The organism is Shewanella sp. CG12_big_fil_rev_8_21_14_0_65_47_15, assembly GCF_002783505.1.
In the GTDB taxonomy this organism is placed as follows: domain Bacteria; phylum Pseudomonadota; class Gammaproteobacteria; order Enterobacterales; family Shewanellaceae; genus Shewanella.
In genome coordinates this window covers 1-18,951 of sequence record NZ_PFGL01000021.1, presented here as the reverse complement: position 1 = coordinate 18,951, position 18,951 = coordinate 1, and the positions used below count along the sequence as shown (strand labels likewise).

At 48.3% G+C, this 18,951-nt stretch carries 17 protein-coding genes; 9 read left to right on the top strand and 8 right to left on the bottom strand.

Going from position 1 to position 18,951, the window contains the following annotated elements:
- Positions 1-199: 199 nt before the first annotated feature.
- Both COW15_RS06190 and COW15_RS06185 read left to right on the top strand, forming a co-directional pair.
- Positions 200-1,411 (top strand): efflux RND transporter periplasmic adaptor subunit, encoded by a 1,212-nt coding sequence (locus tag COW15_RS06190; protein WP_293630992.1) that lies wholly within the window; start codon positions 200-202, stop codon positions 1,409-1,411.
- Entirely contained in the window at positions 1,411-4,575 is a 3,165-nt protein-coding gene (locus tag COW15_RS06185; protein WP_293630989.1) for an efflux RND transporter permease subunit, read from the top strand. The genes COW15_RS06190 and COW15_RS06185 overlap by 1 nt, the downstream gene beginning before the upstream one ends.
- A gap of 170 nt (positions 4,576-4,745) precedes the next feature.
- Here the strand turns inward: COW15_RS06185 and COW15_RS06180 are convergent, their stop codons facing one another.
- Positions 4,746-5,306: a MarR family winged helix-turn-helix transcriptional regulator gene (locus tag COW15_RS06180; RefSeq protein ID WP_293630987.1), complete on the bottom strand. Its 561-nt coding sequence runs from the start codon at positions 5,304-5,306 to the stop codon at positions 4,746-4,748.
- Positions 5,307-5,454: 148 nt separating this feature from the next.
- Between COW15_RS06180 and COW15_RS06175 the strand changes: the two genes are divergently transcribed.
- From COW15_RS06175 to COW15_RS06155, 5 genes are all read left to right on the top strand, one after another.
- Positions 5,455-5,709, top strand: a complete 255-nt coding sequence (locus COW15_RS06175; protein ID WP_293630986.1) for a DUF2024 family protein — start codon at positions 5,455-5,457, stop codon at positions 5,707-5,709.
- A gap of 24 nt (positions 5,710-5,733) precedes the next feature.
- Positions 5,734-5,997: a Rho-binding antiterminator gene (locus COW15_RS06170; protein ID WP_293630984.1), complete on the top strand. Its 264-nt coding sequence runs from the start codon at positions 5,734-5,736 to the stop codon at positions 5,995-5,997.
- 41 nt (positions 5,998-6,038) lie between these two features.
- Positions 6,039-6,773 (top strand): hypothetical protein, encoded by a 735-nt coding sequence (locus COW15_RS06165; RefSeq protein ID WP_293630982.1) that lies wholly within the window; start codon positions 6,039-6,041, stop codon positions 6,771-6,773.
- Between the two features lie 273 nt (positions 6,774-7,046).
- Positions 7,047-7,754 carry a TatD family nuclease-associated radical SAM protein gene (locus COW15_RS06160; protein WP_293630980.1) on the top strand — a complete coding sequence of 236 codons (708 nt, stop codon included), beginning with the start codon at positions 7,047-7,049 and terminating at the stop codon, positions 7,752-7,754.
- A gap of 140 nt (positions 7,755-7,894) precedes the next feature.
- Entirely contained in the window at positions 7,895-10,132 is a 2,238-nt protein-coding gene (locus tag COW15_RS06155) for a PAS domain-containing protein (protein ID WP_293630979.1), read from the top strand.
- Here COW15_RS06155 and COW15_RS06150 read toward each other — a convergent pair.
- From COW15_RS06150 to COW15_RS06140, 3 genes are all read right to left on the bottom strand, one after another.
- Positions 10,113-11,516 carry a hypothetical protein gene (locus COW15_RS06150; RefSeq protein ID WP_293630977.1) on the bottom strand — a complete coding sequence of 468 codons (1,404 nt, stop codon included), beginning with the start codon at positions 11,514-11,516 and terminating at the stop codon, positions 10,113-10,115. The two genes, COW15_RS06155 and COW15_RS06150, sit on opposite strands and share 20 nt — an antisense overlap.
- Positions 11,517-11,610: 94 nt before the next feature.
- A complete protein-coding gene (locus COW15_RS06145; RefSeq protein WP_293630975.1) occupies positions 11,611-12,141 on the bottom strand; it encodes a hypothetical protein in 531 nt (176 codons plus the stop codon).
- Positions 12,134-12,877: a helix-turn-helix domain-containing protein gene (locus COW15_RS06140; protein ID WP_293630974.1), complete on the bottom strand. Its 744-nt coding sequence runs from the start codon at positions 12,875-12,877 to the stop codon at positions 12,134-12,136. Before COW15_RS06140 ends, COW15_RS06145 begins: the two co-directional genes overlap by 8 nt.
- A 434-nt stretch (positions 12,878-13,311) precedes the next feature.
- On the opposite strand from COW15_RS06140, the gene COW15_RS06135 reads away from it, so the two are divergent.
- Positions 13,312-14,133: a cytochrome C gene (locus COW15_RS06135; protein WP_293630972.1), complete on the top strand. Its 822-nt coding sequence runs from the start codon at positions 13,312-13,314 to the stop codon at positions 14,131-14,133.
- Positions 14,134-14,143: 10 nt separating this feature from the next.
- The gene (locus COW15_RS06130; protein ID WP_293630970.1) at positions 14,144-14,668 is read left to right on the top strand and encodes a hypothetical protein; all 525 of its coding nucleotides are present in this window, start codon (positions 14,144-14,146) and stop codon (positions 14,666-14,668) included.
- Positions 14,669-14,736: 68 nt separating this feature from the next.
- Here the strand turns inward: COW15_RS06130 and nhaD are convergent, their stop codons facing one another.
- From nhaD to pgk, 4 genes are all read right to left on the bottom strand, one after another.
- Positions 14,737-16,206, bottom strand: a complete 1,470-nt coding sequence (gene nhaD, locus COW15_RS06125) for a sodium:proton antiporter NhaD (RefSeq protein ID WP_293630968.1) — start codon at positions 16,204-16,206, stop codon at positions 14,737-14,739.
- 251 nt (positions 16,207-16,457) lie between these two features.
- Positions 16,458-17,195 (bottom strand): DUF481 domain-containing protein, encoded by a 738-nt coding sequence (locus COW15_RS06120; RefSeq protein WP_293630966.1) that lies wholly within the window; start codon positions 17,193-17,195, stop codon positions 16,458-16,460.
- A 138-nt stretch (positions 17,196-17,333) separates the two neighbouring features.
- A complete protein-coding gene (gene fba, locus COW15_RS06115) occupies positions 17,334-18,401 on the bottom strand; it encodes a class II fructose-bisphosphate aldolase (protein WP_293630965.1) in 1,068 nt (355 codons plus the stop codon).
- 197 nt (positions 18,402-18,598) lie between these two features.
- Positions 18,599-18,951: phosphoglycerate kinase (gene pgk / locus COW15_RS06110; RefSeq protein WP_293630964.1), on the bottom strand; the 353-nt coding region annotated here is incomplete at its 5' end.

Here is an 18,951-nt window from a genome sequence, read left to right as displayed (position 1 = left end):
ATTTCAATATATTCCAATTACCTAAGTGAACCTTTCATCATTTATCTGTTCTAAATTTCGCCCAAATATCGACACCTAGTGAGCACATGTGTCAAAACATCACTTTTCGACACATTTAATTTACAAAAATGAATTTATTGGTGCGCCCGACTCTGGTACTTTAAGCCCATTACGCGATTAGCATGGATGTAACAATCATATGATGAAGACCCTACTGAGGAGATTGTCTCCTTTTTTTATCCTGCTGCTATTTATAGTTGGCGCAGTCTTATTAATGAAAACCAAGGAGGCACCAGAACAAAAACCGGAAGACATGCCTATACCTATCGTCGATGTCACCCAGGTTGAGCAACAAACGGTATCACTCAATTTACCTTCCTACGGTGTAGTGACCCCCAAATATAAGACCCAGCTTGTCACTGAAGTACAAGGTAGAATGCTCACCATTTCACCTAACTTTGTAGCTGGTGGCATAGTCAGGAAAGGTGACCAATTAGCGCAAATCGAACCTTCGGATTACGAGGCAGATTTAATGCAAGCAGAAGCGACCTTGGCCCAAGCCACTGCGGCGCTCAATGAAGAAATCGCCCGCGGCGAAGTCGCCAAAATCGAATTCAAAGGCTATGACAAGGGGTTACCGCCTGAACTCGGTTTACGTATTCCCCAACTCAAGAAAGAACAAGCTAACGTCAAATATGCCCAGGCCGCGTTAGCCCGCGCGCAGCGTAACCTTGAACGCACTGTGATACGCGCGCCCTTCGATGGCATAATCAAAGCTAGAAATGTCGATTTAGGTCAATATGTTACCTTAGGAACTAATCTAGGCGAACTGTATGACACCCGCATTGCAGAGATCCGCTTACCTATTTCAAATGACGATTTAGCCTATCTAGAATCCGTCGATAATCCAGATACCGAAGTCACCCTAAGCGCATCGCTAGCGGGGAAAATGAACTCTTGGGTAGGCAATATTATCCGCAGTGAAGGCGTGATCGATGCCGATAATCGTATGGTTTACCTCGTTGCCGAGATTAAAGATCCTTACCTGCGTGCACATAAAGAACAGGGTAGCTTGCCGCTCAAATACGGTAGCTTTGTGAATGCCGTTATTAAGGGCCGCACCGTCGATGGCATTGTTAAATTGCCACGCCATGTTGTACGCAATGAGCATGTCGCCTTAATTAACGATAAAAACATCGTCGAAATGCGTCATGTCAATGTGGTGCGTAGCGATCTTGAACATGTGTTTATTAAAGACAGTTTGAAAACCGGCGAGCGCGTCGCCATCACCCACTTTAGCAATATGGCCAATGGTCAGTTAGTGAAGGTCATTGGCGAAGACGCCAACCCAGTGCAAACGCCCACCGAAGATACTCCTGAGTCGAGTCTTGCCGCCGCTGGAGTGAAATAATGGACACTCAAAAAGGGATCTTAGCCTGGTTTGCCCGTAATAGTGTGGCGGCAAACCTATTAATGTGGGCACTGTTGATTGGCGGCCTATTTAGCACCGTATTGATCAATAAGGAGGTTTTTCCTTCATTTGAACTTAATCTGCTGAATATTTCCGTTGCCTATCCCGGCGCGGCTCCTCAGGAAATCGAAGAGGGCATCAATATTAAGATTGAGGAGGCGATTCAAGATATCAACGGTATCAAGAAAGTCACTTCCGTCGCCGGTGAGGGAGTAGGCTCAATCACAGTTGAAGTCGAGGATGGTTACGATGTTCAAACTGTACTGGATGAAGCCAAGCTAAGGTTGGATGCCATTGCCACCTTCCCTGTGAATATCGAAAAGCCGCAAATTTATAAAATTGAACCTGAGAACAACGTCATTTGGGTGTCTGTCTATGGTGATATGACACTGCATGATATGAAGGAGCTGGCTAAATCGGTTCGCGATGATTTGACTCAGCTCCCCGCGGTAACACGGGCGAAAGTGACTGGGGTACGCGACTATGAAATCGGTATCGAAGTCTCCGAGGATAAGCTGCGCGAATATGGTTTAACCTTCTCACAGGTTGCCGCTGCGGTGCAAAACTCCTCCATCGACTTACCCGGTGGCTCAATCCGCGCTGAAGATGGCGATATTCTGCTACGCACTAAAGGCCAAGCCTACACGGGTGACGATTTTGCCAATATCGTCGTCACCACCCGCCCCGATGGTAGCCGAGTGATGTTACCGCAAGTTGCGATCATCAAGGACGATTTTGAAGAACGCTTAGAATACACCCGCTTTAATGGCAAGCCCGCCGCCATTATTGAGGTGACGAGTGTCAATGATCAAAATGCCTTAGATATTGCTGACCAAGTCAAACAGTATGTCGAAAAGCGTCGCGCCACGCTGCCGGCCAATGCCAAACTCGATACCTGGGGCGATCTGACCCACTATCTTAAAGGCCGTTTAAACATGATGATGTCGAACATGTTTTATGGCGCCCTGCTAGTATTTGTGATCTTGGCACTGTTCCTCGATCTCAAACTGGCATTTTGGGTGATGATGGGCCTGCCCGTGTGTTTCCTCGGCACTATGCTGATCATGCCACTCGAACCTTTCTCCATGACAATCAATATGTTGACTCTATTCGCCTTTATCCTAGTGCTGGGGATAGTGGTGGACGATGCCATTGTGATTGGGGAGAGTGCCTATAGTGAGGTCGAACGGCATGGTCACTCGATTGAGAATGTTATTCGCGGCGCGCAAAAGGTCGCCATGCCCGCCACCTTCGGGGTATTGACCACTATCGCCGCCTTTATCCCTATGTTGATGGTTTCAGGCCCCATGGGCATTATCTGGAAATCTATCGGCATGGTGGTCATCATGTGTCTGGCGTTTTCACTGGTGGAATCCAAATTTATCCTACCTGCGCATTTGGCCCATATGAAGTTCAAAAAACCGGGTGAAGTCACGGGTTTGTTTGGTCGCCTCAAGGCGAAGTTTAACGATAGGGTGCAGCATTTTATCCACCACAGTTACCGTAACTTCCTCGAGCGCTGCATCCAACACAGATACAACGTGGTCGCCGCCTTTATCGGTGTGCTGATCCTATCGATTGCCTTAGTGGTCAGCGGTAAAGTGCGCTGGGTATTTTTCCCGGATATTCCGTCGGACTTTATTCAAGTGCAACTGGAGATGGATGAGGGCAGCTCGGAACAAAACACCTTAAAAGTCGTACAGAGTATCGAAGAAGCCCTGTACAAGATGAACGCCAAGATGGAGAAAGATAAGGGCAGCGAAGTGGTAAAACATAGTTTTATCAATATGAGTTCCCGCACCTCCGCCTTTATCTTTGCCGAACTGACTAAGGGTGAAGATAGGGATGTAGATGGCGAAAGCATTGCTTCCGCATGGCGTGAACAACTCCCCGAATTACTGTCCGTGAAGAAACTCGACTTTAACGCCAGCGGTAACGGAGGAGGTGGTGGTGATATTTCCTTTAGATTGACCTCGAGCGATTTAGAAGAATTATCTGCAGCCGCCCGCGAGCTTAAACAAAAGCTTGCCACCTATGAGGGCGTGTACGACATTGCCGATAACTTCTCCTCGGGCAGCCATGAAATCCGTCTCAAGATCCGCCCAGAAGCCGAAGCATTAGGCTTAACCTTGTCCGATTTAGCCCGCCAAGTACGTTATGGCTTTTATGGTTATGAAGCACAAAGGATTTTGCGTAATAAAGAGGAAATCAAAGTCATGGTGCGCTATCCATTAGAGCAGCGCCGTACCGTTGGCTACCTCGAGAATATGCTGATCCGCACGCCGCAGGGCAAATCAGTGCCTTTCTCCACCGTGGCCGAAGTCGAAAAGGGCGAATCCTACGCCTCAATTACCCGGGTCGATGGTAAACGGGCGATCACCATTATTGCCAATGCGAACAAAAACAAAGTTGAACCTTCGAAGGTAGTACAGGAAATCCAAGAGGATTATCTGCCGCAACTACAGGCTAAGTATCCGAAAATCCAAACCGCACTGGATGGCGGCAGTTTGGATGAACAGAATGCCATGGTGGGGTTAATGCAAGGTTTCTTCTTTGCCCTGTTTACCATTTATGCCCTAATGGCGGTGCCGCTCAAATCCTACAGTCAGCCGCTGATCATCATGTCGGTGATCCCCTTCGGGATAATCGGTGCCCTATTTGGACACTTAGTTCAAGGGCTCGCCATGAGCGTCCTAAGCCTCTGCGGTATTGTCGCACTGGCCGGAGTAGTCGTGAATGACTCCTTGATTTTAGTGGACTTTGTGAACCGAGCGCGCGAGCAAGGGCAATCGGTAAAACAGGCGGCGGTGGATTCGGGCTGTTATCGCTTTAGGGCGATTATCCTGACCTCACTGACCACCTTCGTGGGGCTAGTACCTATCATTCTGGAACGCAGCCTACAGGCGCAGATTGTGATCCCAATGGCCACATCCCTCGCCTTCGGTATCCTGTTCTCAACGGTGGTGACTCTTATCTTAGTACCGCTGCTTTACATTATCCTCGATGATCTAAGGCGCACTACGGGTCGGTTTTTCCATTGGTGGTGGCGGCCCAAGGCAGAGGCTACTCTCGAGGAGCCGACGCCGCCTCAAACGGAACGTTAATCTCGATAGAGATGAGATCAGAAAGGGCTTAAGCTGTCGGCTTAAGCCCTTTTCATTGCTGCCCCACGGAGGCTGGCCATCCCTGCCACTGAGTTCAAACTCATCTATCCAGTCAATTACTGCGGTCTGCTCTCAGCGCTGTCGATGTTCGGTAGAGTTCAAACCGTAGCCTAAGCCGGAGCCTGGTGTTCCCGGCAAATCAACTCGATGGCATCATCCGGCAAGGGTTCTCGGGTCAAGCCACAGAAAGGCTGGCCATCCCTGTGCTGATGAAAACGGCAACTGCTGCAGATGCCGAAACTCTTGCGGCTCTCCTGTTGCTGTATCTGGGTCAGCAGCTCATGCAACAAGGCGGTCAACTGTTGCTCGGCTTCGGCGCCTAACTGCGCCAAGGCATTCTCCAGCACCTGCAGTGTGGCCAGCCGCTGTACCAGCGCCAGTCCTGTCTGTGTGGGCCTTAAATGCACTATGCGCTTATCCCTTGAATCCAAACGTTTAACCAGCCATTGCCGCTCTTCCAACGCCTTGAGAGACTGAGACACAGTGCCCTTGGTCAGTCCCAGATATTCTGTCACCCCGGTTACCGTATCCGAGTAGTGATTGCAGATGCTCAGATAGCGCAGCGCACTCAGTTGCACCGCAGGCACGGTAGACACTTGGAGATCATCTCTTTGCCAACTGCGTAACAGGCTGTTGAGCCGTTCCACATAATCAAAAAAAGTCGGCGTCATTTCCAGCTCATCAAAGTTATCGCTATTTCTTGCAGTATACATTGACATAGTGTCGATACGAAACTATTATCTCGACCACCAAAGAATTAGTATCGAATCGAAACAAAATTGAATTGAGCTAAACGACAAGCCATCCAAGGAGACAGGAATGAAAGTTCAGGTATTTGACACACATGTAAAAACCCAGGCCGGCCACTACTTGCATTTTGATGTACTGGTGGAGCCGAAAAATGCGGCCCAGGCTAATTTCTACGCTCAGCGCTTCTTACAGCAACAGGGCATAGACGCCGCCGATATACAGCAACAGAGCTGCAATTTTTGCCATAACGAAATCGCCACCCCAGAGGTAATGGCCGCCATCGATGCCGATGAGCATTTCATTCTCAAACTGCAAGGCTGTTAATTCACGCCATACTGAGACGCCAATATGACCCCAGCCATTATTGCCTGTGATCTGCATGATCATGTCGAGATCATCTGTATGAGACGCTACCCGATTCGGGTCCGGCGGATGGACGGCAGCCAGATAAGCGGCACGGCCGTTAACACCCGCACCGGCGCTGGTGAAGAATATTTACAATTGCATGCGGCCGGAGACCTGCTCGAGGTGCCACTACAACTAATTGAACATATTGAAGTATTTGACTCAAGTGCGCCACTGACAACACTCTGGCTGCAGCCGCGGCAGTAAACATCTATCACCCCAACCTATCACCAATAACGAGGTTAACCATGAAAAAACTTATGCTGAGTATGCTCATAGCTTTAGGGAGTTCACAGGCCATGGCTCACGGTCCCGGCGGTATTCACACCGAGAAATCTGATACCCAGGCCGCTTTCGATCTGGTGCATACCCGGGTATTCAAAGACGGCACCCATCTGGTATTTGAACAGATAGTAACAGGCATGGCCGGGGCCGATAAACCCAAGAGCAATGGCAAGAAGTTCGCCACCGCCGATGTCTTCAGTTACGTCTGGCCTACGGCTCTGGACTCGGAAGTCATAGGCTTCGAGGGTAAGAAAGGCATAGTCGCCCTGGCGCTGACGGCCCATCCGGACTTCGATGACACCCCCTTATATGATGAGAATAACGACGGCAATCTGACCAATGACGGGGATGACTGGCACGCCCATTGGGTGGTATTGACCCCGGATGAGGCCTGTGGCCCCAAAGGGCTAAAAGTCAGGGATATTCCCGCAGGCGAAACCCCCAAGGTCCCCAAGACCTGGCCTGGCGCCCCCATATACATAGATTCACCCGGCTATGATTTCAGCCTCAAGCAGAACACGGTCGCCATCAGGGTTCCCTTGAAAGAAGTGGGTTTCCCGACGGATTTCAACTACGACGGCGTGACCGCAGCCTTGAAAATCAATGCCAACCTGCATAATCCACTCCTGTGTGTAGTGAATGTCTATGATATCGCTTCCGGTGACTTGTCTCTGCCCGGACGTTGGTCCAACCCCTAAGGTCTGGTGCCGGGTTTAAGCCTGGCTACACTCACCCGCTGACATTCCCGGGTAACGACAAAGGGTGAAACTTAATACCCTAAGTGATCAAGACTGCAAACAGGATTACTAGATCCAATAAAAAGAGAGCCTCGGCTCTCTTTTTTATCGGCTTAACTTAGGGATCTGTACAGATACGGCTTAAGCTCGGAGTGCGATCTAGGTGGCAGTTATCCCAAAGGGCATTAGTTACACTGACTACCAGTTATCCTGCAGCGCAATAAAACCTACAGTATGCCAAATTCACACTATGCCATGACTAAGCAAGAGCCACAGCTCAAAGCCACTGAAACCTTACCCAATGGGCATATCACCCAAGAAGTGTGCACGAATGAAACCTGCGCCACTGAAACCTTAGTCTACGATATCCGCAGAAGTCGTTACCTCAATATCACCGGGCGTTGTACCCTGCGCTGTACTTTTTGTCCAAAGCATAATGGCAGCAAACAGCTCCATGAATATCAACTGGCACTGACCCATCAACCTAAACCCGAGGAGATTATCCCGCTACTGGGGAGCGCGGACGACTTTGAGGAATATGTTTTCTGTGGCTATGGCGAACCCACACTGAATCTGCCAACCCTGATCGCCGTTGCGAAGGAAATTAAACACAGGGGCGGCCGTGTACGCGTGAATACCGATGGATTAGCTAATTTAGTCCATAGACGCAACATTCTGCCCGAACTTGCCCAATGGGTTGACAGCTTATCGATTTCCCTCAATGCCGATAACGAAACGGCCTATAATCAACATTGCCGCCCGAAACTGGCGGACTCCTACGCGGCGGTGAATGCCTTTATCAGCCTAGCGCCCCACTATATTGAAAGAGTGCAAGTCTCGGCCATCGAAGGATTAGCAGGTGTCGATATCGATCTGTGCCGCGAGCAAGTGCTGGCCTATGGCTGTGAGTTTAAACATAGAGTTTTAGGTACGCTTGGGTAGAAGCCAACCGCCCGAACAGCCTAGATTGACTCCCAAAATAACTTAAGGCCCCTAAGCTGCCCAAGCAACTTGCCACTGTCGTAACATTTCATTCGTGTTAACATAGCCAAATTAACAGATCACCAACGCAAAATCGGCCCATGCTGAAGAAAAAATCAAGCATACATCCCCTAGCTCCGCTGCTTTCCCTGACTCAAGGGCTACATTGGTCCCACCAGCGCCTGTTGGCGGTCGCAAGCCAGTTGTCGATGCTAGTGATTGGCATGATCATTTTAACAAATCTTATTATCACCTTAGGTGAACGTCGGCTACAGGAAGAGTGGGCAACACAGAGGTATAGCGAACTACAAACGATAGGTACACTGATCACGGATAAAGTCGCTTTTCAGCAATTTAGGACCCAGCTATTCGCTAAGGATGAGTTACTCAAACAGTACCTCAAAAATCCAACCTCATCACAACAGCAGAAGCTGCAAGACAGTTGGCAGGAACTGGTACAACATATCCCCGAGCTATTGGGTATTGCCCTGTTCGATCCCCAAGGGAATTATAAATTTTCAACGGCCTCCAATTTTAGCAAAGATGCCTTACCTCCGACGCTGTTAGGTTCGAGTCGTAATTTAGGTGGTAAAGAAATTTACACATCCCCCCTAGAATTCGTCCCCCTAGAGGGCATACTCGAACCCTATATGTACCAACTGGCTTGGCTAGAAAAGCCCGATCAAAGTTCAATGGGTTACCTCATTACTTACAATTCTATGGTACAAATGTTGGAGGCTATAAAACCCGCATTTTCGAGTAATAAGTCGCCCATGCTAGTGCTCGACACCCAAGGATTACTCTATGCGGGGGTCAGTAACCTTGCCCCACTTCCCCATATGCCCGAAACCTTAGGCGCCAGTTTACGCCAGAGTTATCCTGCACTCTGGCGAGAAATGTCCATGAGTAACTTTGGCCAATTCCACGGTGATAATGCCACTTTTGTCTACCTCAAAGTGGAGTTAACCACTCAACCTGAACTGCATCGCGAATACTTTTTATTGTCCTATATCCGTAATGGAGACATAGCCGCACGTTTTTCCCAATGGCAAAATATTGTGATAGTTGCAGCCCTGACCATCACTATGCTTGCGGCTTGGGTGGTTTTACTAAGCCATATGTACCGGCTACAGCACCGCTCTCGTCAATACAGTATTGATGTCGCCAATAGCTTATTTAACAACGATATGGGCTTTATTCTAGCCAATGAACATGCGCGTATTATTAGCGCCAATCCTAAAGCCGCCGAGTTCACCTTAGTGCCACTGGATGAACTGACTGACCGTAGTCTGCAACGCACCCTCAACTTGGACGATGTCACCCATGCCCAAATGATGGATCAAGTGTACAGAGACGGCGAATGGTCTGCCCAATTGTCACTCGGCAGTATCGATGCTCCGACGCTCAAAACCCATGTGCGTCAAGCGCCACGAATTAGCCGAGGCTTGCCACATTTATTAGTGACCTTAGAAAATATCAGCGAGCTTATCAGCAGTAGACAACAGGCCTTTTTAAGCGACTTGCTCTGCGATAATACTGTGGCGACGGCGCTGACGGATGCAACAGGAAAGCTCATCAAAATTAATCCCGTATTCGACCAACTGATGCAGCTAAACGGCGACTTAAACCATGACTTAGCCTCACTGCTCGCCAACGATCTAGGTAATCAATGGCCGAGAATTACGGCGCAGATCAGTATGCAAGGCCAGTGGCAAGGGCAAATACTCTGCTCACCTAACCTACGTCATTCCAACTGTTTGCAGGCAACACTCAAGGGACATGTGGCAGCCGATGGTGAAATTGACTATATCATCTGTACCCTAGAACAAGCGGCCGAGCGAATTCGAGGCACTGAGCAACGCAGCTTTGTCCCCCATCGCAGCACTATTTTACTCAATTTGCCGGATTTAGAACGCTACTTCACTTCCCTTGCGGCCCAGAGTCGCAATCACTCCAGCCTACTACTTATGGACATAAATCCAGAGGGAATGCTGAGCCATATGAGCGATATCGATCAACTCGAGACTCGCCAACAGGAAGTGGAAGTTCAGCTACTACTCGAGATCCCCGCCCATTTCCAGATTTTGCATTGGCAACTGGGTAAGTTGATTGTGATATTGCCCGATACGGATGCGATCCAAGCCCATCACTTCGCCCTCAGTACCATGGAAAAGCTTAACAGCAATGGCCTAGGGGAAGGCATTAGCATTGGTATCGCCAGCTATCAGGAAGGCCAAACCTTAGAGCAATACCTTAGCAATGCCGAAGTGGCGCTCAAGCGGGCGAAGCAGAATAACGATCAAAATATCGGTCAAGCCTTTACTCGTCATCATCCTTAGGGGTTGAGGGATTTATCGAGTCAGGCAACTGACTCTGGGTAATTTCAATGATGGTCGAACGGTTCATAGTGATCTTATAGCGGAAATATTGCGGCGCCTCTCGCCCATCCCGCAGCACTAAAATCAAGTTCACTTGATAGCGCCGCTCCACGGACTCATGGCTGATCTTGCCCTCTATTTCCTTATAAATTTTGGCCTTGCCCCGCTCTAGATAGCGGGCAAAGGGCACAAAACTGAAATTGACTTGTTCTTGAATAGTCGAATAACCCGCCTGGAACTCACTCTGATTCACTTTAGTGGCGATCTTATAATGCAGGATCTCGGCGTCGACCTTATTTTGGCTATGCCTGTGCTTTAGGATCTCACTGACCTTATCGGGTAAATCCTGCTGACGCATAAATTCTAGCCATACTAATTGCTTAGCAATAACGGCCTGACTGGTCGTATCCCGCAAAATACGGCTCCAACGGGGGCGACCACGTTGGATAAAACGCCACATCGCATTGCGTACGTCATCCTTAAAGATTTCCCTAAAACCGTAAATTACCGCGAGTGTCAACACCAGTGCGATCGTAAACCCACTGAATGCGCCCTGTGCCTCAATGATAAGTGCCGAGACGACAAGCATCACTAGGGCCGTCGCCAAGCCCGTGGTGAATTTCTTAAGGCCAATGCCCAGCGGCTTTAACTCTTCCTTCAGCACCACCCCTTGCTGGATCAAACGGCGTAGCAGCAACATCTTATTCGAAATACGATTAGGATCTTGCTTAGTTTGAGCCGAGTTGTAATTGTTCGCGTCCCGATAGGCGCATTCATTCCGACAGAGGGTCAACACCCGCTCTTGAATATCATTGAAATCACTGCTGCGCGTCGCATAGGCGAGCACTTTAAGCAATTGCTGCTCACAAAACCATGACAGGTAGTTATCTGCATTTTCGAAGTAGGATTTCCACTTAGGATCGCCGGGTTCATTGCGGCGAAACTTTTTAAGTAACTGAGTAATTTGCTCGCGCAGCTCATCGAGGGCGAAATAAAAGTGGGTTACATCGGTAAGTTGGCCCAGTTCCTTAACATCGTTTTCAACCGCGACCGCAAACTGATAGGCAAATAAGTTTAAGTACAATCTAAACTCTTCGACGGTGCGCCGGTTAAGACTGGCAAATCGACCTTGCACTAAGGGCAAGTGCAGACCTTCGGAATAATAGGAACGCCGTCCGACAATCGAGCTGTAGTAATATTCTTCTTCGTTTAAGGTATGGGAACCTATGCCCATTTCCTTTGGCAGAAAGAAATAGAGGTCGAGCTGGCGATTATCACCCTTTTCCATCTGATGACTGAACTTAATCGACAGGGATTCTTCTTGCTTTACTCGGATCTTAGACACAAAAACCTGTTACGCCCCTCACTAAATGGATCCATAGCGGTAAAACTGTGGAGATAAAACATAATCTAAACTGAAACTAACCTAAATACACTGATTAAATTCGGCTATTTACGATTCGACAGCCGCAGACAGTATTGCTTGGCTGAAACAAGACGACGGCATAATCTTTGCTGGTATCACTGTGGAGTATTTCAATACTCATATTGTGCTTGCCAGATTTGCTAAAGTGTAAACTGCTGATATATGAGAGGTACTTCATATGCTCAGGCCAAGCCTTCTTATCCACCCCCTCTGATTCAGTCTTAGTCTTGACCGAGACATTATAGGTCATACTGTTAGGCTCCATGCTCTGCACTTCACCCTGCATTAAGATCATGCCCGCACTGCTACCGTCGAGGTTAAAATAGCGATAGTTAATCTGGGCGTTACCCGACGAGATAAGCACATCCACTAACAGATAAAATTTACCATCGTCCTCATGTTGTCCATGGCGGTCGAACAGTTCAGAGCTGCAATTGAGGATCACCGCCTTATTGGAAACCGACTGTAGATAGATCACCCCGCAGGCCGCAATTAAGGCCGATAGGATAGTCAAATTAATCGTCCATTTTAGCCATTTAGCCACAGATCCCCACCTCCAACAGCCACTTCACATCGATAAACTCCTTCGGCCGTCTAAAGTCACTGATCTTGAGGTTTCGAATGACAGACTGCCCAAGCTTATCACCTCGCATGGTAATGTTAAGCACTTGTTTATCATGGGATAAAGAAGAGTAAACCTCAGACCAATCACTACTACCGCAGGCAATTAACCCTTGACCCAGACGCTCACCCAGTTCAAACAGTAAGGTATTATTGGTCTTCGAATTGGCATAGAGGTGCAGGCGCACATGCTGACCCGAGGCCAATGGCAACTCAGTCGACATCAACGGCTCGGTCGGCACACTGTGATCAATTCGGTTGAGATAGAAAACAGTGAATGCCAGCATAAATCCAAAGACGAGCAATACACTCCACCAAGGCCAGGATTGCAGTCCAAGATAATGAAAGCTCTTAACCCGCTGCCCATGGGCACTGTGCAGTAGATAGCCTTGCCCCTTCACCGTCTCAATAAGACCTTCATATTGGGGACCTAGAAAGGAGCGGATCATAAACACGGCCCGCGCCAATGACGTATCAGTCAAGGGCGGACTTTCGCCGTCACCAGTTTTAAGCGCATGCTTTGAAACAAGTTTCCCTCGGTGATCTACTAACAAACTGAGCACCTGCAACTCGGCGCGGGGAAGGTGCCAAGACTCGTTGTGGGCCTGTTCGGTCAGCAAGCCTCGCTCACGATCAAACCAGCAACCGCCCAACTGCATATCCCTTTCCTCAAACTGACAACACACTGATGGGAATCTATGCAAGATTACTAATAATTACTGTGATCTTGCTAACCCAAGGACGCAATTAGTTAAATTTCGTGATGCGGCACCCTAGAGCCTAAAAACAAGTGAAAATCTGCGTAAGCTCACAGGAATAAATGGTCTTAAAGGAAACGGAGATAGAGCATAAATCTACACAAATACCATAAATTGCAGGACATAAATCACACTTTAATCGCATGAATAACTGATATGACAATCGTTTAATCCTATAAATCGATTGTTTTTACGCTTTGTTGATACCAAACAGTCAAGCGTATATCCCCCGCCTCAAATCACAATATTTATCCCCCTCCCCCCTAGAATCTAGTCCATCAACTTAAGTTTACCGTTTGATAAATAAAAATAATGACCAAGAGAGGATAGATAAAATGAGCATTAATCGACGCCAAGCACTTAGCCGCATTATTGGTATTAGCACCGCCGCCGCTGGCGCAACCCTGATGGGGACTTCGGCCTTCGCAGCCACAACTGCGGATGGACAGTATCAACTCGCACTAGGTGAAAAACTCAAATACGTACCACTCGATCCTATGGCCACAGCCAAACTCGCCTATGAAACGGGCGGCGGCTGCATGCATCAAGTGTTTCACTCCGTTATCACTATGCTAGCGCAATCTAATAGTGCCGATGCCGACAAATTTAGCAGTATACCAACGGCATTAGCGGGTTACGGTTTTGCAGGGGTGACAGGCCAGGGCACCCTCTGCGGCAACCTCAATGCTATCGGTATGTTGGTCAATATCTTAGATGATATTAATGGCCAGAATAACGCCGTGATTGCAAATACCTTCCGCTACTATGAAAACACCACTTTGCCGCTTTCCTCCCCTGAGTTTGTGAGCGGTATCGGCTCAACCGCAGAAAAAACCGCCCTAGTAGGCAGTTCATCTAAGGCCATGAGTGTGTTATGTCATTCCTCTATCAGTAACTGGTCAAAGGCATCTGGACTGCCCTTCGCTAGCAAAGGAGAACGCTGCTATCGCCTATCGGCCTCTATGACCTATTACCTCGTTGATCTGCTCAACCGCGCTTATCAGGGTGAGAATATCGCGGGATTATTGGGCAGCAAACCTTCCCCCGAGGCCCAGGATTGTCAAACTTGCCATGGTAGCACCAGCACCTTAGGTTCGGCGGCGAGCGTGAAAACGGACATGGAATGTACGACTTGCCATACTGGACATTTCAATTAAGGAGGCGGTGATGAAATACCCATTACTCACGTTAACCTTAGCGACGCTGACCCTTGCTGCCTGTGGCGGCGACGATAATCAATCCGAGGATGTGACGCCTCCACCACCGCCTCCCCCAGTTGAAAACACTGTGGCTATCGATGAGGCGGCGCAAATCAATCTAACGCTGGAGCAGTTTGACCCCAACACGGGCACCTTAGTATTTGCATTAACCGATGCCGAAAAAAACGCCATCACGGCGGCAAAAGATTATGACATTTACTATTTCGGTTTTCCCGATAAGAATAAAACCTCTACCAATCCAAAGGCATGGAAACGCTGGCATGTGACGCAAAACTATCGATGCCATAGCCTGCAGGAATGCGGTGGCAAGTTAACCGAAGTTTCCGAAGGTCAATATCAGTTTGAAATAGCCGCCCTAGATTGGCAGCAGCAGGATCCAAGCGGCTCAGTCGCCCAAGTTAAGGTCGCGATTCAAATCTACGGTGCTAAAGCGAGTAACGACCTAGATTTAATCCAAGTGTTACCCCAATAACCCTGCTCAGCGGAGCTTAATATCAATAGAGGCATCCTTAGGATGCCTCTATTTTTGATCCATTAATCCTAAAACATCGCCGAATTTATCCACATATGGATCCAAATGCTCGCGATATAACCTAGGGCGATGACAGGTGTCCAGCGTAAATGTGCTCCGAAGGTATAGATCCCACGGGCTTGGCCCATCAGTGCCACCCCAGCTGCACTGCCGATAGACAACAAACTGCCCCCGACTCCCGCAGTCAATGTCACTAATAGCCATTGGCCTAAGGCCATATCGGGATTCATGGTCAGCACAGCAAACATCACGGGAATGTTATCAATAACCGATGACAATAGGCCCACGGCGATGTTGGCATAGGTCACATCCCAGTGCGAATACATGGCCTCAGACACTAAGCTCAAATACCCCATAAAGCCAAGGCCGCCCACACACAACACCACACCGTAAAAGAACAGTAGGGTATCCCACTCGGCGCGAGAAATTCGGCTAAAGACATCGAAGGGCACCACACTGCCAAGCTGCTGCAGACGCAATTTGTCTTGCCTTAACTCGGCCTTTTCACGTTCACGGGCAACCGAACGATCGAAGGTTTTACGCAGATAAAAACCAAAGAATTGCAGGAAGCCTAGACCTGTCATCATGCCGAGTACGGGTGGCATGCCAAGGAAGGAATGGGCACACACCGCACTCGCAATCGTCAGTAGGAATAAAGCCACTATCCGTTTCGCCCCATGTTTAGTGTAAACATGCTCTTTTTCAGGCTCAGGCACAAAGTGCGGGATAAACACACTCATAATGGCCGCCGGCAGGACAAAGTTCACAAGGGCAGGAATAAACAAATGGAAGAAATCGCCAAAGTGCACTAGACCCTTTTGCCACACCATTAACGTCGTGATATCACCAAAGGGACTAAAGGCGCCGCCCGCGTTTGCCGCAACGACAATGTTAATACAGGCTAGGGTAATAAACTTTCGTTGCCCTGCGCCGACCTTCATCACCACGGCGCACATTAGCAGTGCCGTGGTAAGGTTATCCGCAACGGGGGAGATGAAGAAGGCCATAAACCCTGTTAACCAAAACACTGTCCTCAGGCTAAAACCCCGTCCGATTAACCAACTACGGATAGCATCGAATAGATTGCGCTCCTCCATGGCATTGATATACGTCATCGCCACCAGCAAGAAGAGTAAGAGTTCGGCGTATTCCAACAAGTTATGTTTGAATGCCGTTTCCGAAATCTCTGACATTCCGTTTTGTACATACACAAAACCTATCATGCCCCAGATAATCCCCGCCGCCACCAGCACCGGCTTAGATTTACGCAGGTGTAATGCCTCCTCCGCCATGACCAATAAATAGGCAATAACAAACACGCATAGGGCAATATAGCCAACGGCTGCGGCGGTTAAATTAAGTCGTTCAATTCCTTCTGTTGCAGCCCAAGCTGCAGGTGAGAATCCGCTCAATATTGCAACGCAGAACAAGCTTAAAAAAGCCACTCCACTGTTTTTAAACAACTGCAGTAATTTCATCAAAGTTCATCTCTTGGTGGAAAATCAATTCAAAAATTACCATAGCTTAGGGATAGCAAATGTTGATAAAACGCAATTTTCTATGCATTACCCGATAACTACAGACGCTTAAAACATTAATTTTTATATAACTACAGATCTCGCTAATAAAGAATCAATGCAGGTACAGTCAACTTAGTCCAAAAATAGCTAATAAAAAAGCACCTCTCGGTGCTTTTATTTTTATATCAGTCGCATTTGTACATTACACATTAGAATGCGTAGAGCAGTGTCATGTTGGTTTCGGTATCAGTGCTCTTTTTATCGTCCAATGGCTCACTGTTATAACGCACTATGATGGCAAACTTCATCGCCAATGCACCGATGATATTCGCCGTTAACGAGGTTTCTGAACGCGCATCTAATTTATCGCCATAGTCGGCAACAAAACGTTGTTGAAACTTAGAGGTATCGGTGATTTCTGTTTCGAAGTTGATCACGCCATGGGCAACGACGCTGTCATTCGAATCAGTGCCTTCTAACAGGGCTTGCTCCGAATCGAGGCGCTGATAGATATAACCCGGACCGACTTCAACATCTAAAAAGGTCTTGCTGGTGTCATAGAGTCTATGACCATAACCCGCAGCACCCGATAAGGTGTAGTCATAACCAGTGAAAGGATCAACCTCATAGTTAGCATTGGCAAACAAGTAGCTACGTTCCGTCATCTTGTAGTTACCCTGCGCGCCCGCAAAATAACGTTTAGCCGTGACAGCCCCCGTATCTTCTTTGTATAAACCTTCTAATAGGTACTGGTTTTCCCAATCTCCCAGCTCATGCTTCAAGTTTAAACGGCCCTTATAGGATGAGGTTTCGGTATTACCTGTGGTTAACGTCGCACCTAGTTCAGCTTCACCAGCAAATGTCTTATCCCCTTTTACAAAATCGGCACCTGCATGCGCCATAAAAGGAGCAGTCATTAATATCGCTGCGGTCAGTACTTTCTTCATGTTTATCCGTTCCTGTTCCGTTTAATCCACTAAAAAATCTGCGCAATATTAACATTGACGATTAAAAAATGAAAATTCAGCGATTTTTTGCATAAAAAAACCCGCTAAAAAGCGGGCTTCTTCTGACAATCATTAAGCTTAGAGGTTGATCTTAGGATCTAAGGCACCCGATTGGTAAGCTTTATACATTGCCTGTAAAGACAATGGTTTAATCTTAGATGCTTGACCTGCACAACCGAAGGCTTCGTAACGAATCGTACAGATATCTGCCATCGCATCCATAGAGGCTTTTAGGAACTTACGTGGATCGAACTCGCTTGGGTGTTCGGCCAAATATTTACGCACGGCGCCAGTCGACGCTAAACGTAGGTCGGTATCTATGTTCACTTTACGCACGCCGTGTTTGATGCCTTCAACGATTTCTTCTAATGGCACGCCGTAGGTTTCTGGAATTTGACCACCGTATTGGTTGATGATCTGTAGCCATTCTTGCGGCACTGAAGATGAACCGTGCATCACTAAGTGAGTGTTAGGAATGCGGGCATGGATTTCTTTGATGCGATCGATTCGCAGTACATCACCCGTAGGTTTACGGCTGAACTTGTAAGCACCGTGGCTGGTACCGATAGCGATGGCTAAGGCATCCACATGGGTATCGGCTACGAAACGCGCCGCTTCCTCTGGGCTAGTCAGCATTTGGTCGTGGCTTAATGTACCCACGGCACCGATGCCATCTTCTTCACCCGCTTGGCCCGTTTCTAGGCTACCTAAACAGCCGATTTCACCTTCAACAGACACACCACAAGCATGGGCGAAGGCAACTGTTCTGCGAGTCACATCGACGTTGTACTCGTAAGACGCTGGAGTTTTACCATCCGCCATTAACGAGCCGTCCATCATCACCGATGACATGCCTAATTGAATAGAACGCTGACAGATATCAGGGTCAGTACCGTGGTCTTGGTGAATACAGACGGGGATATCGGGATACTGCTCAAGGGCAGCGGTCATCAGATATTTTAAGAACTGAGGACGGGCATATTTGCGCGCACCCGCAGAGGCTTGCACAATCACTGGGCTGTCGGTCGCTTCCGCCGCCTGCATGATCGCACGCATCTGTTCTAAGTTGTTTACGTTAAACGCTGGCACACCGTATCCATGTTCTGCCGCGTGGTCGAGTAGTTGTCGTAGGGAAATTAACGCCATTTTTTAACTCCAATAATAGGGTGACTGTCACATTCTGCAACGCTTGGTCACCGAGGTCGCTATCGTTTGGATGGATTTTTATGCCCGCCCCCGCTAATTCCTTAGAGAGACGGACGGTTTTTTATAATTCTTTTACTTTTATAACAGCCTAGTTAGCTTATTCGCGGCGTCTTATGCGCCGCGTTATTCATCTTTGCTTAGGCACCGCGCTTTTCAAGCATAGCCACAGCGGGTAATTCTTTACCTTCGAGGAACTCGAGGAAAGCGCCGCCGCCAGTGGAAATATAAGAGACCTTATCGGCAATACCGTATTTATCCACCGCAGCTAAAGTGTCACCACCGCCAGCAATAGAGAAGGCTTTTGAATCCGCAATCGCCTTTGCGATACGCTTAGTGCCTTCACCAAATTGGTCAAACTCGAACACCCCCACTGGGCCGTTCCACACGATAGTGCCCGCAGATTCAATGATTTTCGCTAAGGCTTCTGCGCTGTCGGGGCCGATATCAAAAATCATATCGCTATCGCCAACCTCATTGACCGCTTTTAAGG